Here is a 13106-nt window from a genome sequence, read left to right as displayed (position 1 = left end):
GATAATGAATTCGCTTTCAAAAATTGTTGCGAATCAATTATGCAGGCTCATGCATTGAACATGGGCTTGTCATCGCAACCCTGGTCTGGGGCGTTATTATGGAAAGTGCGATGGCAAGTGCGATGGCGAGTACGATGGCAAGCTCGATGGCTCGGTGCCGATGGCGTCGCATCGTGGCGCTGTGTGCCGCGAGCTTGCTGGTGCATTATCTGGGCGCGCGCTGGCTTGACGTTGGCAGCGGCGCGGCAAGGCAGTCGCCGCGCTCCGGCCAGCACGCGCCAGCAACCGTGATCGCAACCTTGCGCGCGCCGCCTGGCGCACAAGCACAGACTGTCGCTGAGGCGCCGGCAGCTTCGCCCCGGCGTGTGGCGCGGAAAAAAGTTGTGGAAGCGGGCGCTGTGGTTCCAGATCGGCCAGTACAATCCGTCAACCAGGCTGACGTGGCGCCGCGCTACCGTGTCAGCCTGCCACCGGCCGCCGAACTGACGTTCGATGTTGGCCGCATCGATGCCCAGGGCGGCTCCTGGAACGGGCAGGCGCTGCTGGCCTGGAGCCGCGACGGTTCCGCTTATCGGCTCCACTACCGGGGAGAACTGGCCGAGATGGACAGTGAAGGGCGGCTCGGCGCGGCAGGCATCATCCCGCGCACGATGAGCGAAAAGCGCCGCAATCGGGCGCGCACGGCAACCCATTTCGATGAGCCGGGCAATATTACCTTCTCGGCGACGCAGGCGGCCGTGCCGATGCAAAGCGGGGCGCAGGACCGGGCGACCTTGCCGCTGCAGCTGGCCGCCATTGCGCGCGCCGATCCCGCGCAGCTCGCCGCCGGTGTGGCGATATTGGTCGGCGCCGAAAAGGACGCCAGCCAATACCGCTTCGTGGTGCAGGGGCAGGAAGAGATCGACACCGCCATGGGCAAGCTGGCGAGCTGGCGCCTGACGCGCGTCATCGCGCCGGGTTCATACCATGCCGGCATGGATATCTGGCTGGCACCGGGCCTTGAGTGGTACCCGGTGCAGCTGCGCAGTACCGAGGCCAATGGAACGGTCACCACCCAGACGATCCGCAAGATCGTCGTCAAGGATGCAGGAAACTGAACTATGCAAAGTGTGATGATCAAACGCTGTACCGCCGGCGCGGTCCTGATGGGGGTGGTGCTCGGCGCGTGGGCGCAGGAGCATGCATCGGTCAAGCGGCCGGTGGACCTGCCGCCTTCGGCCGACCTGACCTACAAGATCGAGGCGCGCAAAAAGGGCATTTCGCTGTCGGGCGAGGCCCAGGTCAACTGGCGCGTGGGCGCCGGCAGATACAGCGCGGGCAATACCGCGCGTGCTCAGCTGCTCGGCAAGATCCTGGATAACCGCAGCGAAGGCTTGATCGACGTCTATGGCTTGGCGCCCCTGCAGTTTCGCGAAAAGCGCTTTCGCAAGGACCAGACCATCGCCACGTTCGACCGCGCCGCCAAAACGATCGTCTTCAACGATGGGAAACTGAGCTATCCCTTGACCGGCGGCGAGCAGGATCGCGGCAGCGTGCAGTGGCAGTTGGCGGCGGTGGGGCGCGGCGCGCCCGAAAAATTCACGCCCGGGTCCGAGTGGAAGTTTTTTGTCGCCGGCCGGCGCGATGCCGAAATGTGGACTTTCAAGGTGGTCAACCGCGAGATGCTCAAGACCGGCATGGGAACGCTGCCGACGGTGCACCTGGTGAAGTCGCCATCACCGGATGCGCGCGGCCAGTCGCTCGACTTGTGGCTGGCGCCGTCGCTGGAATGGTATCCGGTCAAGCTGCGCTTTGCCGAAGAAGATGGCGAGTTTGTCGAGCAAACGCTGGACAAGCTCGTCAAAAAATAGCACGGCGTTATCCTGCACGACCCGGCGCAATACCGGGCCCGCCATACGCCACGTACGCTGCCCTGCCAGCGCCAAACGGTCCTCGCCTGGCGCGCTTTCCCCATCCCCCGCCTGCCGCCTGCGCAAGAGGTGATCGCCGTGACGTTTGCGTATTTCCAGTCGCTGCGCTTTGTCGACATTATCACCAAATTTAACAATAGCCAATAAATTGTGCTTCTTGGCTACCTTGCTATAACATACTTTTTCCTTGCCCTGCATGAAAAAATGTTCAAAAAGAATTCTTATCAGGGATACTATTTTTGCCTGATTTACGTTAAGCTTTGCGCAATGTTGTATAAGCAAGTTTTACCAGCCTGGTGATTGCTGCAAAGGTGCTCGCGTGCTCCTTCCGCCGAAGGCCCATTTGAAACGGAGCCAGCAACCACGGGCCGCAGTGGGTATTGCGTGTGCACTCTCGCGCTCTTTTGCCGCCTGCCGATCTTCTTCAAGGCATCGAGAATGGTGGCTTTTGCGCGCTCGCGGCGCGCACCGACGACACATTTCCAAATAACTTGCATCAGTGCTTGCCGTGCGCGCGTCCAGTCGCGTCGACGCTGATGTTAGATGCAACAAGTAACAAAAAAAGAAAAAAACATTTCTATAACATTACACTTATTAAAATATTACTCATACAATTTGCGCAAGTGTATTTCAGTCGTTTTTTATTGATAGAAGAATAAGGTTCGTATGCATCAGAAAGTAGTGGTAACCGGGCTTGGCGCCTTGACCTCGATGGGCGCCGACGCGGCCGCATTGTGGGATGGCCTCAAGCACGCTCGCTCCGCGATTGCACCTTTACAGCGCTTCGATGTTGAAAAATACCGGACCCGGATCGGCGGCGAAGTAACTGCCGACGTCTCCGCACTGCTGGGCTGGAACGTTGCCAGTTTGTCGCGCAATGCGCAGTTTTCGCTCGCTGCCGCCGCCGATGCGCTGGCCGACAGCGGCGTGCTGAACATTCCCACCGGCGGCGCCGACATCGGCATCTGCCTGGGCAGCGGGCTCGGTGGAATCTACTACAGCGAAGAAGCCATCGCCGCGCTCGGCAAAGTCGGCCCCCGTGGCGTGAGCCCGATGACGGTGCCGTTCGTCGACCCTAATTCGATCGTCAGCCAGATCGCCATGAAGTGGGGCCTGACCGGGCGCCAGTTCACCGTGTCGACCGCTTGTTCGTCCAGCGCACATGCGGTCGGCATGGCCATGGAAATGATTCGCTACGGCCGCTGCGACGCGGTGCTGACGGGCGGCGTCGAGGCGACCATCTCGCCGCTGGTGTTTGCCGGCTTCGACCGGCTGCGCGCCATGTCGGCCCGCAACGATACGCCGACCCTGGCCTGCCGCCCGTTTTCGGACGACCGCGACGGCTTCGTGATGGCCGAAGGGGCCGCCATGCTGATGCTGGAAAGCGAAGCGCACGCCAAAGCGCGCGGCGCAAAAATTTATGCGCAAGTACTCGGTTACGGCGCCACCGGCGGCGCCTTCCATGCGGTGATGCCGCGTCCGGACGGCAGCGACCTGGTCGCATCGATGACGCGCGCGCTGGCCGACGCCGGCGTGCAGGCCGGCCAGATCGACCTGATCAACCCGCACGGTACCGGCACCATGCTCAACGACGAAGCGGAGCGGGTGGCGCTGCAGGCGCTGTTTGGGGCCCACCTGGCAGACATCGCCGTGACCCCGACCAAGCAGTTGACCGGCCACTTACTGGGCGCGGCCGGCGCGATCGAGTCGCTGCACCTGGTCAAGTCGATCGCCGAGTCGTGCGTCACGCCGATCGCGCACGTCAACGGCACTTCCGGCCTGAATATCAGGACCGGCGAAGCCTACGGCAGGCGCATCCAGTACGCCGTGAACAATTCCTTCGGATTTGGAAACAATAACGTCAGTCTTGTCTTTGGAGCATATGCATGAAAATCGACCGTCAACAATTCATTGATCTTATCAAGCAAAACGTCACCGGCGTAAGCATCGACGCGGTCAAGCCGGACGACAAGCTGTCGGACCTGGGCATCGATTCGCTCGGTTTTGCCACTTTGCTGTTTGCAATCGAAGACAAGCTGAATGTGCAGATCGACGACCAGTACCTCAGCAAGCTGAGCGGGTTATCCACGATTGCGGAACTGGTATCAACCTTCAAGGGCCTCGGCTACGAGATTGAAGTGTGATACCGGTATCCAGAGAATTCGCTCCGTAACGGGAGCGAAGGGCGCATCAGCCAGACTGATGTATTAACGATGTATTTATTTAAAGGCATTACATGAAACTGAACATCAACAAAGCAGCACAAGGTCCTGTCCTGGCTAAGGGCGACGAGCCTACCCCAGGCCTCAACTGCCCGACCACCGCCACCATCGCTGATCAATCCACCGCCTACGGTTGCACCTACACCACGACTAGCGGCGTCAGCATCTTCGCCGGCGGCAACACGGGCAACGGCGGCACCGGTGGCATTCAGGTGTCGGGTAGCACCAACTGCTGCGGTTAATTGCAGAATCGTCACTTCACAACGCCTAGTAACGTCGTGACTTGATGTTTGGGTGTCGCATGTCAGTGCGGCACCCATTCCAATTGGCTACAAACTGCAATAACACCTTGTTTTACTTTTAAACAGATTACCATTATTACAGAGCTTATGTCGCCCTACTCGTTTGCCCCGCTCCTCGGGCGTCGCCTGAGCAATATGCTGTTAACGCCGATCATCCGACTGATGCTATGGCACCGGCTGGGCAGATACAATTCCTCCACAATTGCCGCCATCGGCAGGTCGCTGCGCGTCGACCGCCACGCTGCAACCCGTATCTTCAAGCGCAGCCTGAGTTGTTTCGCCCGCTTTAATATCGAATACCTGCTGACCTGCCTCGCCGGCGTTGATCAGATGCTGGCGCGGACCGAGGCGATCGAGATCCAAGGGGTGGAAAAACTCACCCCCTTCCTCGAATCGAACCGTCCCGTGCTTCTGGTAACTATGCACATGGGGAATTTTCAGCTTGGCTTCCTGAAACTGCTGTCTTCCATTCAGACGCGGCGCAAGCTATCGGTCTTCAAGATGAGCAAGGCAGACCGCAACGAGGCGATCTTGCTCGCCGCCTACAAGCGCCAGGGGCACGACGTGACCATCCTGCGCGCCACCGAGGACGGCGGCCGACAGGCATTCATGGAGCTGCGTAGGGGCAACGTCGTGGCCATGACGGTCGATCTCGAAGTACACGTGACGACGCGCCAGACAGTCGAATTTTTCGGTCATGCTTGTCAAATGCAAAGTGGCCCGGCACAGCTTGCCGTCATGACGCGCGCGGTAGTCATTCCGGTTCAGAATTACATTAACGCACAAGGGCGAGAAGTACTGCGCGTCGATGACCCGCTGTATCCTGACGCCGGACCGGCGGGCGAGTCGAACCGTCAGGCAGTCGGTCGTCTGACGCAAGGCATCGCTGCCAACCTGGAGGCATGGATCCGGATCGATCCCAACCAGGTCATGTTCTGGTCCGGCCTGGCTGAAACGATCTGGCACCAGCTGCCCGCCGCCGCGCCAGGGTCGAGCCATACCGAAGCGGTGGCCCCATGATCCGTCTCGGTCCGCAACACTTGCCGCAGCTGCTAGTCCAGAGCGCCCCCGGCGCCGACAGCAGCTATGTGGCGCTGGCATCCTCGTTCGGCAATTCGGTCTCCGAACTCGATGCCATCCTGTCCGACGCCCAGAACTTGCAATTTATTGACGATGCCTGCGAACCGCCCCTGCTGCTGTCGGTCCACGCGGTCGACCAGATCCAGGGTCATGCTAGGATTCAGGTGCATGGCAGCGATACGCGGGGCGCGCTGGCCGCGTTCCTGCAGCGCTTGTCGGAGCAATTGCAAGTTACTCGCCTGTACTCCTACGTGTTCCCGCACGAGGCCGCCGAGGTTGCTCTGCTGGAAGCGCTCGGGTTTACCCAGGAAGCGTGTTTTCGCGATCATCTGTTCATCAATGGCACCTACGCCGACCTCTGCGTCTACGGCCGTGTCGAGGCGGCACCATGATTTTCCAGCTGCCCGGCCTGGTCATCAATGTGCGCAAGCCAGAACTGGACGACCTCGACTGCCTGACCCGTTGGGTCTCGACCGAGTCGTACCTGAACAACATTGGCGGCGCCGCCGCGCGCGAAGCCGGGCAGGCGCGCAGGCTAGCCGAGCAAATGCTTCAAGATAATGCCGATGACTATTCGCCCAACAGGTACTTTTTGGCGGAAGACCGTTTTACGCGCGAGCCGGTGGGGCTCGCCATGCTGTGCAAGATTGACTGGCGCCACCGGCATGCGGAATACACTTGCCTGGTGGGCGATGACGCCAACCGCAGCAAGCTGGCCGCTGGCGACATGAACATGGTCATGTACAACTATTGTTTCCATCACTTGAACCTGCGCAAGGTGTACGGCTACATTTACGACACCAACGCCGCATCGCTGCGCATGACGTCGTACGGCGGGCGGCGCGACGGCACGCTGCGCCGCCATCGGGTACTTGCCGGGGTCGCGTCCGACGTCCATGTGTTTTCGATCCTGGACCGTGAATTTTCGGCGTTCGTCAACCAACACGCCGCCACTCTGCTGAAAAAGCATGTCGAGCGCGGGCTGATCAATTGGCAACCTGGGCAATAACATGGCTGCTGCTGATGGCCTTGCGCTGCCGCAGCGCAAGGCGGACCGGATTCCTACTCGACGCCCTGCTAGTGGCGCTCGGCATCCTGATGGTGGTGCAGGGCGCTGCCGCACCCGCGCTGGCGCCCGCCTGGCGCGCGCTGCCCGCTTACCTGCTCGGCTCCTTGCTGGTGTTCGCGCTATCGGTGTGCATGACGGCCGCAGCGCCGCGCGCCTATCTGGCCAGCGTGTTGACGGGACTTGGCCACGCGGGAGCGCCGCGCCATGCGCAGCTGGCGCGGCGCGCGCTGCTGGTGGCGCTGTACGAAGAGGCACTGTGGCGCGTGGTGCTGCAAACGGCGCTGTGCGCCTGCATCGGTTCGCCGGCGGCGCTGTTTGCGGTGGCTGCAGCCTTCACGCACTGGCACCGGCACCGTACCGCCGCCAGCTGGCCGCGCACGCTCGAATTGTTCTTCTTTTCCCTGATCCTCGGATTGCTCTACTTGTACACGGGCGACCCGCTGGCAGCGATCCTGCCGCACGCCATTCGCAATTACCTCATTGGACTTAGTGGATATCGAAGTGAAAAAGTTTAAAACCGTTTTTCTGCTCTCCCTCGCCGCGCTGGCCGTCGGCGGCGCCGTCATGGCCACCCGCAGCGCCAGCTTCGGCGCGGCCAAGGCTGCCAATGCTCGCATGGCCGGCACCGTACTGCCCAGCATCGGTCCGCTGCGTGACGTGATCATCGCCAAGGGCACGGTCGCCTACGAACACCAACTGGTGCTGCGTGCCCCGCTCAGCGGCAGGATCGGCGCGCAGGTCCCGCAAGAGGGCAGCGATGTGCACCGCGGCCAGCCTTTGCTGCAGTTGCAGGACATGCAAGACGATAGCGAAGCGGCGTTGCGCGCGCTCGACAAGCGGCGCGCCTTGGCCAAGCTTGACGCACTGGAGCGCGAACTGCGCGTCGTGCGCCGGCTGGTTGAAGTGGGTAGCTCAGCGGCCTATGAACTCGAGCAAAAAACCGTCGAGCGTGACATGGCCGCCAAGGATATCGAGCGCGCCAATCTCGACCAGGCACGCCTGGTCGACAAACGCGCCATGGGCCGGCTGAACAGCCCGCTCGACGGCCAGGTGCTTGTGGTGTCCGCCGTCGCCGGCCAGCTGGTTAGCGCCGGCGAGGAACTGCTGACCCTGGTCGGCGGCGAGAGCCGTACCGTGACCGCCTATGTCGATGCGATGGACGTGGAACGGCTGCACGTCGGCCAGGCTGTAGTGTTCAGCGACCAGGAAGACGGCGGCGTGCGGCGCGCCGGACGGGTCAAAGAAATCGCGCGCGCCATCGCCACCGCGCAGCGCCAGAACGCGGTCAAGATCGTGATCGCCCCGACGGCGCCAATCAACGACCTGCGCGTGGCCCAGCAGCTCTACGTTGAATTCATCGTGCTCGAGGAAAAGTCCGTGCTGCGTGTGCCGCGCGACCGCGTATACCTCGACGGCAAGCAAAAATTCGTCAACGTCGTCACCAAGGACGGCGTGCGCGCGCGCGCGGTTCAGACCAGCCGCGGCGACGCCACCTACGACCGGGTGGTGGCGGGCATTTCCAGCACCGACCTGCTGGCGCGCAAGGGTCAGCTTGCCAGGACCGCCAATGATTGAGCTGGCCGGCATCGAGAAGCACTTCGTGATTGGCGGGGGCACCCTGGGCGTGATCCGCGGCATCGACCTGTTCATCGGCAAGGGCGAGTTCGTCGCCATCATGGGGCCGTCCGGTTCGGGCAAGTCGACCTTGCTCAACATCATCGGCTGCCTCGACACCGCCTCGGCCGGCAGCTACCGCCTGTCGGGCGACGATGTGTCGGCCATGGACGACCGCGAGCTGGCCGCCATCCGCAACCGCCGCATCGGCTTTATTTTCCAGAGTTTCAACCTGATCGCCCGCAACAGCGCGCTCAAGAATATTGAAAAGCCGCTGATCTACCAGGGCGCCGGCGCCGCCGAGCGCAGCGCGCGCGCCGCCAGCATGCTCGAGCGCGTAGGGCTGTCGAACCGGGCCTCGCACTTGCCGTCTCAGCTGTCGGGCGGCCAGCAACAGCGCGTGGCCATCGCGCGCGCGCTGGTGACCAACCCCGACATCCTGATTGCCGACGAACCGACCGGCAACCTCGATTCGGCGACGGGGCGCGACATCATGGGGCTGCTGCGCGAAGTGAGCGGCGAGGGCCGCACCGTGGTCATGGTGACGCACGACCCGGCGCTGGCCGCGCATGCCGACCGCACCATCCACCTGGCCGACGGCAAGGTGGCCGCGTGAACCGTTCCTGGCTGGGGCTGCCCGCCCATTCGCTGGTCGCCGAAGCCTATGAGGCGCTGGCCGACAACCGCCTGCGTTCGGCCCTGAGCCTGCTGGGCGTGGCGATCGGCATCGCTTCCATCATCGTGGTCAGCAGCATTGCCTCGTCCGGGCGCGACATGGTATTTCGCGAACTGGAAACGTTTGGCCTGAAAACGATCTGGGTGTTCCGCTCGTTCGCCGGCGAAGATCGGCTGGAAAAAGATGCCGTCGGTTCGGGCATTAGCAGCGCCGACTACCGACAGTTGCTGCGGGATGGGAAGGGCGTGCTGGGACGACTGTCGCCCGTGGTTGAAATGCCGGGCGAAAAAGTGGTCGCGGCCAAGAATGGCAAGACGGCGCGCGTGCGCCTGCAGGGCGTGAGCCACGACTTTGACGTGATCGACGGCGACGAGACCGCCAGCGGGCGCTTTCTCACCGAGGACGATATCAGCGCGCGCCTGAACGTGGCGGTGATCGGTTCAGCGGTGGGAGAAAAGCTCTTTCCCGAACGTGCAGGTGATTTAGTGGGCCAGAAATTCACTTTGGGCGACCAGTGGTTCGAGGTGGTCGGCGTGCTGCGCGAAAAAAGCCGCGACTTGATCACGAGCATTGGCGCTGGGCGCGGCGAAGAAACGGGCGCGCGTATTTTAATTCCTTACACCACCCGCCAAAAAATGATGGGTGACTCCGATTTCGTCAGTTATTTACAGGGCCAGGCAATGGATTTAAACCGCTCCGACGAGGCCATCGCGCACATCGTCGATACACTCAGCGCCAGCCACCGCGGCGCGTTCCGCTACAAGGGCGAAAGCATGGCCAGCTATGTGGCCACGGCCAACAAGATCCTCGGCGGCGTGGCGCTGATCGGCATCGTGGCGGCCGGCGTTTCGCTGCTCGTCGGCGGCCTGGCGATCATGAACATCATGTCCACGTCGGTGATCGAGCGGACCCGCGAAATCGGCGTGCGGCGCGCGATCGGCGCGCCCCAGGTGGCCATCCGGGCCCAGTTCCTGACCGAAGCGGTGTTGATCAGTTCCATCGGCGGCGCCATCGGCATCGTGCTCGGCATCGGCGTGGTGCGCCTCATTTCGGCCGTCTCGTCGCTGCTGGTGAACATCTCCTTCGACGGCTTGCTGCTGGCCATCCTGAGTACACTGGCAGTGGGCGTCGCGTCCGGCTATTACCCGGCTTTGACGGCCTCGCGCCTGGCGCCGGTGGAGGCTTTGCGCCATGAATAAACAAGCCGTCGCTATCACGCTGCTACTGTTGGCCAGCGGCGCGACCGCCGCCGCCACTGCCGCGCGCACACCGGCTCCCGGCTTTGACCGGGCGCTGCGCCAGGCCATGCTCAATGACCCGGAGTTGCGCAAGGGCGCGCTGGGAGTGGAGATTGCCGAGCAGGAATCGGGCCGCGCGCTGAGCCCTTTCATGCCGCGCCTTGACCTGAGCGTGGGCACTGCGCGCATTGATGCCTACAGCAACGTGCCGGGCCTGGAAACGCTGCTGCTGGCCGGCAGCCGCTACGCCTACAGCGCCAGCAGCAGCCTGTCGCTCACGCAAAATCTGTACAACGGTGGCATCGACCGAGCCAACCTGGATGCGAGCCGCGAAAAGGTGCAGGAAGCGCGCATGCAGTATTACCTCAAGCGCACAACGCTGGCCTCGCAGGTGCTCGACCAATTCCACGCGCTGCGCCAGGCTGAATTGGAATTGCGCATCGCCGAAGTACAGCAGGACGCCAAGGACGAGCAGCTGCGGGTCGTGGAAGGCGACTTCACGCTTGGGCGCCGCGCAGCGCTGAATGTGTCGGAAGCGCAATATGAGGCGCAGATGCGCGCGCTGGCTACCTCGACCCGCGAACGGGCCTACCGCAATGCCCTACGCGACCTGACGGTGCTGATCGGCGAGGCGCCGCGCGCGCTGCCGGCACTTGCCGCGCCTTTGCCGGCGCCCCAGCATGGCTACCGCAACGTCCTGACTCATTGGGGTTTTGGCGCCTTGGGGGCGGCCAACGAGGTGCAACTGTCGGCCTCGCGCATCCGTCAGGCCAGCCTGGATGTGGCGCGGGCCAAGGGACGTTACCTGCCGCGCGTGGATATCTATGCGCGTATCACCAGCGCAGGCGTCGACCGCAACGACTTCAACCGGGCCTACACGGGACAGGCTAAAGACAAGAAATTCATCGGCTTTGCGCTGACGTGGAACCTGTTCGACGGCTTCGACACGTCGTCCGACGTGGCCGCCAGCCGGGCGCGCATGGCCTATGCGCAGGCCGACTATAAAGTGGTCGCCCGGGATCTGGCCAAGCAGATCGATGACCTGGGCCGGCCCCTGGCCGACGCCGAGGAAGATGAACAGACTGAAAAGAAGAGGCTGGAACTGATGCAGAAAAAACTGGGAATCACGCGCGTCAAGCTCGAGCTGGGAAAGATCGACGCGCATGCGGTGACGAGCGCGCAGACCGAGCTTGCGGTCCAGGAGCTGGAGCTGGAAAAACGCTCCGAAACGATCGACTATTTCAAGGCCCGGCTGCTGCTGCGCAAGGGAACCCTATGAGCGACCATCAAGCCATCCCGGCCAGCGTTTCCGTGCGCCCCCTGTACCTGCGGCTGATCAGGCCGGTGCGCGGGCGCATTGCCCTGTATTTTGCGATGCTCATTGTCGCGATGTGTTTGCAGGTGCCGCTGCCTTTCCTGCTCAGCAAGGTAATCGATGGCCTTTCCCGGGGCCTGCCGTTCGCCGAACTGCAGCCGGTGATCTTCCTGTTGGTGGGTCTGTCGTTGACCGGGCTGGCGCTGGGGATCGGCGGCCAGGTCTTTGCTGCGTTGCTCAACAAGCGTTTCGCGCTGGGCGCGCGCTTAACTGTCTTCGACGCGCTGCAAAATGCCCCGCTGCGTTTTTCCAGTCAGTTTAACGTCAGCGACCTGTACACGCGCCTGACGGGCGACCTCGCCGTGCTCAACCACTTCCTGCCGACCGGCCTGGCGGGGGCGGCGCGCCACGTCTGTGCGCTGCTGGTGTATGGCGTCATCCTGCTCAAGCTGAGCACGACGGTGGTGCTGTATATCGTGTGGATGCTGCCGCTGGCGGGGCTGATCTTTCATGTCGCCCGCAAGCGCATGACGCTGCTGGCCAAGACCGCGCACGCCGGCGTTGCGCTGTCGAACGCGACCATTCTCGAATCGCTCAATGGCTTGCGCGAAGGCCGGGTCACCGGCTCGCGTCCGTTCCATCACCGCCGCCTGGCGGACTCGCTAATGCAAAGCGAAAACAAGCTGCTCAAGGCGCGCATTTACAGCGCCCTGATGTACGGTACGCTTGGCCTGATTCCTATCATGGTCACCGCCATCATCTGGTTCGTCGGTGGCGCTAAAATCTCGAACAACGAGATGACCGTGGGCAACCTGGTGTCCTTCATGTTTGCGCTGTCGCTGCTGTACGGTCCGATCAACGGCTTGTTCAGCGTTGCCTCGGGCTATGTCTTTGAAGTGTCCGCCTTTGAGCGTGTGGCCGCGCTGTTTACCGCCACCACGCTGGGCGGCACACCCGGCAGTGCACAGCCGGTGACGGCCCGCGCCATCGGGCCGCGTGTAGCCGCGCCGTCGATCGAAGTGCGCGATTTGGCGTTCGCCTACGGTGCCGATCCCGTCTTCGCCGGCTTTAGCGCGAGCATCCCCGCTGGTCTGTGCACTACGCTGGCCGGTAGCAACGGCGCCGGAAAATCGACACTGCTGTCGCTGCTGTGCGGCCTGGAATCGCCCGCCGCCGGCACGGTACTGTTAAATGGCGAGCCGGTAACGTCGCTGCAGGCCGATTACCTTGCCAACCATTTCGGCTACCTCCCGCAGGATATCCTGGTCTTTGGCGATACGCTGCGCATGAACATCACGATGGGGCGCCCCATCGGCGACGCGCAGGTGCACGCCACCGCTACCGAACTGGGACTGACTGATTTTTTGGCGGACTGGAAGCACGGACTGGACTCAGTGATCTTGGAAAGCGGGCGCGATTTGTCGGGCGGCCAGAAACAAAAGATCGCCCTGCTGCGCGCTGTGGTCAACCAGCCATCCATCCTGGTGCTCGACGAGCCGGAAAACAATCTTGACCACCATGCGCTCACCCACCTGCGCGCCTATCTGCACCGGCTCAAGGGCTGCTGCACCGTCCTGTTGGTGACGCATGGCGCGTCGTTCGAGGACATTATCGACCGTACGCTCGAGGTATCGGCTGGTACCGCGCAACCTGTGCAACCGGCCTGAATCGGCCCTCAAT

Annotated in this window: 14 protein-coding genes; all 14 read left to right on the top strand. The window is 62.6% G+C overall.

Features of this window, described 5'->3' with window-relative positions; genetic code table 11:
• The first annotated feature begins 173 nt into the window (after positions 1-173).
• Positions 174-1097 carry a DUF3108 domain-containing protein gene (locus ACP7D4_RS00520; RefSeq protein ID WP_426207499.1) on the top strand — a complete coding sequence of 308 codons (924 nt, stop codon included), beginning with the start codon at positions 174-176 and terminating at the stop codon, positions 1095-1097.
• Between the two features lie 15 nt (positions 1098-1112).
• Positions 1113-1850: a DUF3108 domain-containing protein gene (locus ACP7D4_RS00515; RefSeq protein ID WP_426103507.1), complete on the top strand. Its 738-nt coding sequence runs from the start codon at positions 1113-1115 to the stop codon at positions 1848-1850.
• 726 nt (positions 1851-2576) lie between these two features.
• Positions 2577-3800, top strand: coding sequence for a beta-ketoacyl-[acyl-carrier-protein] synthase family protein (locus ACP7D4_RS00510; RefSeq protein ID WP_426207498.1), 1224 nt, complete (start codon positions 2577-2579; stop codon positions 3798-3800).
• A complete protein-coding gene (locus tag ACP7D4_RS00505; RefSeq protein ID WP_426207497.1) occupies positions 3797-4054 on the top strand; it encodes an acyl carrier protein in 258 nt (85 codons plus the stop codon). Before ACP7D4_RS00510 ends, ACP7D4_RS00505 begins: the two co-directional genes overlap by 4 nt.
• Before the next feature lie 92 nt (positions 4055-4146).
• Positions 4147-4374 (top strand): hypothetical protein, encoded by a 228-nt coding sequence (locus ACP7D4_RS00500; protein ID WP_426207496.1) that lies wholly within the window; start codon positions 4147-4149, stop codon positions 4372-4374.
• A 147-nt stretch (positions 4375-4521) separates the two neighbouring features.
• Positions 4522-5454 (top strand): lysophospholipid acyltransferase family protein, encoded by a 933-nt coding sequence (locus tag ACP7D4_RS00495; RefSeq protein WP_426207495.1) that lies wholly within the window; start codon positions 4522-4524, stop codon positions 5452-5454.
• Entirely contained in the window at positions 5451-5906 is a 456-nt protein-coding gene (locus ACP7D4_RS00490; protein ID WP_426207494.1) for a GNAT family N-acetyltransferase, read from the top strand. The genes ACP7D4_RS00495 and ACP7D4_RS00490 overlap by 4 nt, the downstream gene beginning before the upstream one ends.
• Complete coding sequence (locus tag ACP7D4_RS00485) at positions 5903-6523, top strand: GNAT family N-acetyltransferase (RefSeq protein ID WP_426207493.1); 621 nt, start codon at positions 5903-5905, stop codon at positions 6521-6523. The genes ACP7D4_RS00490 and ACP7D4_RS00485 overlap by 4 nt, the downstream gene beginning before the upstream one ends.
• A complete protein-coding gene (locus ACP7D4_RS00480; protein WP_426207492.1) occupies positions 6505-7098 on the top strand; it encodes a CPBP family intramembrane glutamic endopeptidase in 594 nt (197 codons plus the stop codon). The genes ACP7D4_RS00485 and ACP7D4_RS00480 overlap by 19 nt, the downstream gene beginning before the upstream one ends.
• Entirely contained in the window at positions 7085-8158 is a 1074-nt protein-coding gene (locus ACP7D4_RS00475; RefSeq protein ID WP_426207491.1) for an efflux RND transporter periplasmic adaptor subunit, read from the top strand. The genes ACP7D4_RS00480 and ACP7D4_RS00475 overlap by 14 nt, the downstream gene beginning before the upstream one ends.
• A complete protein-coding gene (locus ACP7D4_RS00470) occupies positions 8151-8813 on the top strand; it encodes an ABC transporter ATP-binding protein (RefSeq protein WP_426103516.1) in 663 nt (220 codons plus the stop codon). Before ACP7D4_RS00475 ends, ACP7D4_RS00470 begins: the two co-directional genes overlap by 8 nt.
• The gene (locus ACP7D4_RS00465) at positions 8810-10072 is read left to right on the top strand and encodes an ABC transporter permease (RefSeq protein ID WP_426207490.1); all 1263 of its coding nucleotides are present in this window, start codon (positions 8810-8812) and stop codon (positions 10070-10072) included. The genes ACP7D4_RS00470 and ACP7D4_RS00465 overlap by 4 nt, the downstream gene beginning before the upstream one ends.
• Positions 10065-11390 (top strand): TolC family protein, encoded by a 1326-nt coding sequence (locus ACP7D4_RS00460; protein WP_426207489.1) that lies wholly within the window; start codon positions 10065-10067, stop codon positions 11388-11390. Before ACP7D4_RS00465 ends, ACP7D4_RS00460 begins: the two co-directional genes overlap by 8 nt.
• Entirely contained in the window at positions 11387-13093 is a 1707-nt protein-coding gene (locus ACP7D4_RS00455; protein ID WP_426207488.1) for an ABC transporter ATP-binding protein, read from the top strand. Before ACP7D4_RS00460 ends, ACP7D4_RS00455 begins: the two co-directional genes overlap by 4 nt.
• The last annotated feature ends 13 nt before the right edge of the window (positions 13094-13106 follow it).

Source organism: Massilia sp. TWP1-3-3 (genome assembly GCF_049897805.1).
GTDB lineage: Bacteria > Pseudomonadota > Gammaproteobacteria > Burkholderiales > Burkholderiaceae_D > Telluria_A.
Note: the sequence above shows the minus strand (reverse complement) of the source record. Positions and strands in the feature narration are given on the sequence as shown.

What these genes read in the sequence shown, in the direction of transcription:
- ACP7D4_RS00505 (WP_426207497.1), top strand. Translation starts at nt 3,797, where the DNA reads ATGAAAATCGACCGTCAACAATTCATTGATCTTATCAAGCAAAACGTC.
- ACP7D4_RS00460 (WP_426207489.1), top strand. Translation starts at nt 10,065, where the DNA reads ATGAATAAACAAGCCGTCGCTATCACGCTGCTACTGTTGGCCAGCGGC.
- ACP7D4_RS00485 (WP_426207493.1), top strand. Translation starts at nt 5,903, where the DNA reads ATGATTTTCCAGCTGCCCGGCCTGGTCATCAATGTGCGCAAGCCAGAA.
- ACP7D4_RS00495 (WP_426207495.1), top strand. Translation starts at nt 4,522, where the DNA reads ATGTCGCCCTACTCGTTTGCCCCGCTCCTCGGGCGTCGCCTGAGCAAT.
- ACP7D4_RS00515 (WP_426103507.1), top strand. Translation starts at nt 1,113, where the DNA reads ATGATCAAACGCTGTACCGCCGGCGCGGTCCTGATGGGGGTGGTGCTC.
- ACP7D4_RS00500 (WP_426207496.1), top strand. Translation starts at nt 4,147, where the DNA reads ATGAAACTGAACATCAACAAAGCAGCACAAGGTCCTGTCCTGGCTAAG.
- ACP7D4_RS00510 (WP_426207498.1), top strand. Translation starts at nt 2,577, where the DNA reads ATGCATCAGAAAGTAGTGGTAACCGGGCTTGGCGCCTTGACCTCGATG.
- ACP7D4_RS00490 (WP_426207494.1), top strand. Translation starts at nt 5,451, where the DNA reads ATGATCCGTCTCGGTCCGCAACACTTGCCGCAGCTGCTAGTCCAGAGC.
- ACP7D4_RS00470 (WP_426103516.1), top strand. Translation starts at nt 8,151, where the DNA reads ATGATTGAGCTGGCCGGCATCGAGAAGCACTTCGTGATTGGCGGGGGC.
- ACP7D4_RS00455 (WP_426207488.1), top strand. Translation starts at nt 11,387, where the DNA reads ATGAGCGACCATCAAGCCATCCCGGCCAGCGTTTCCGTGCGCCCCCTG.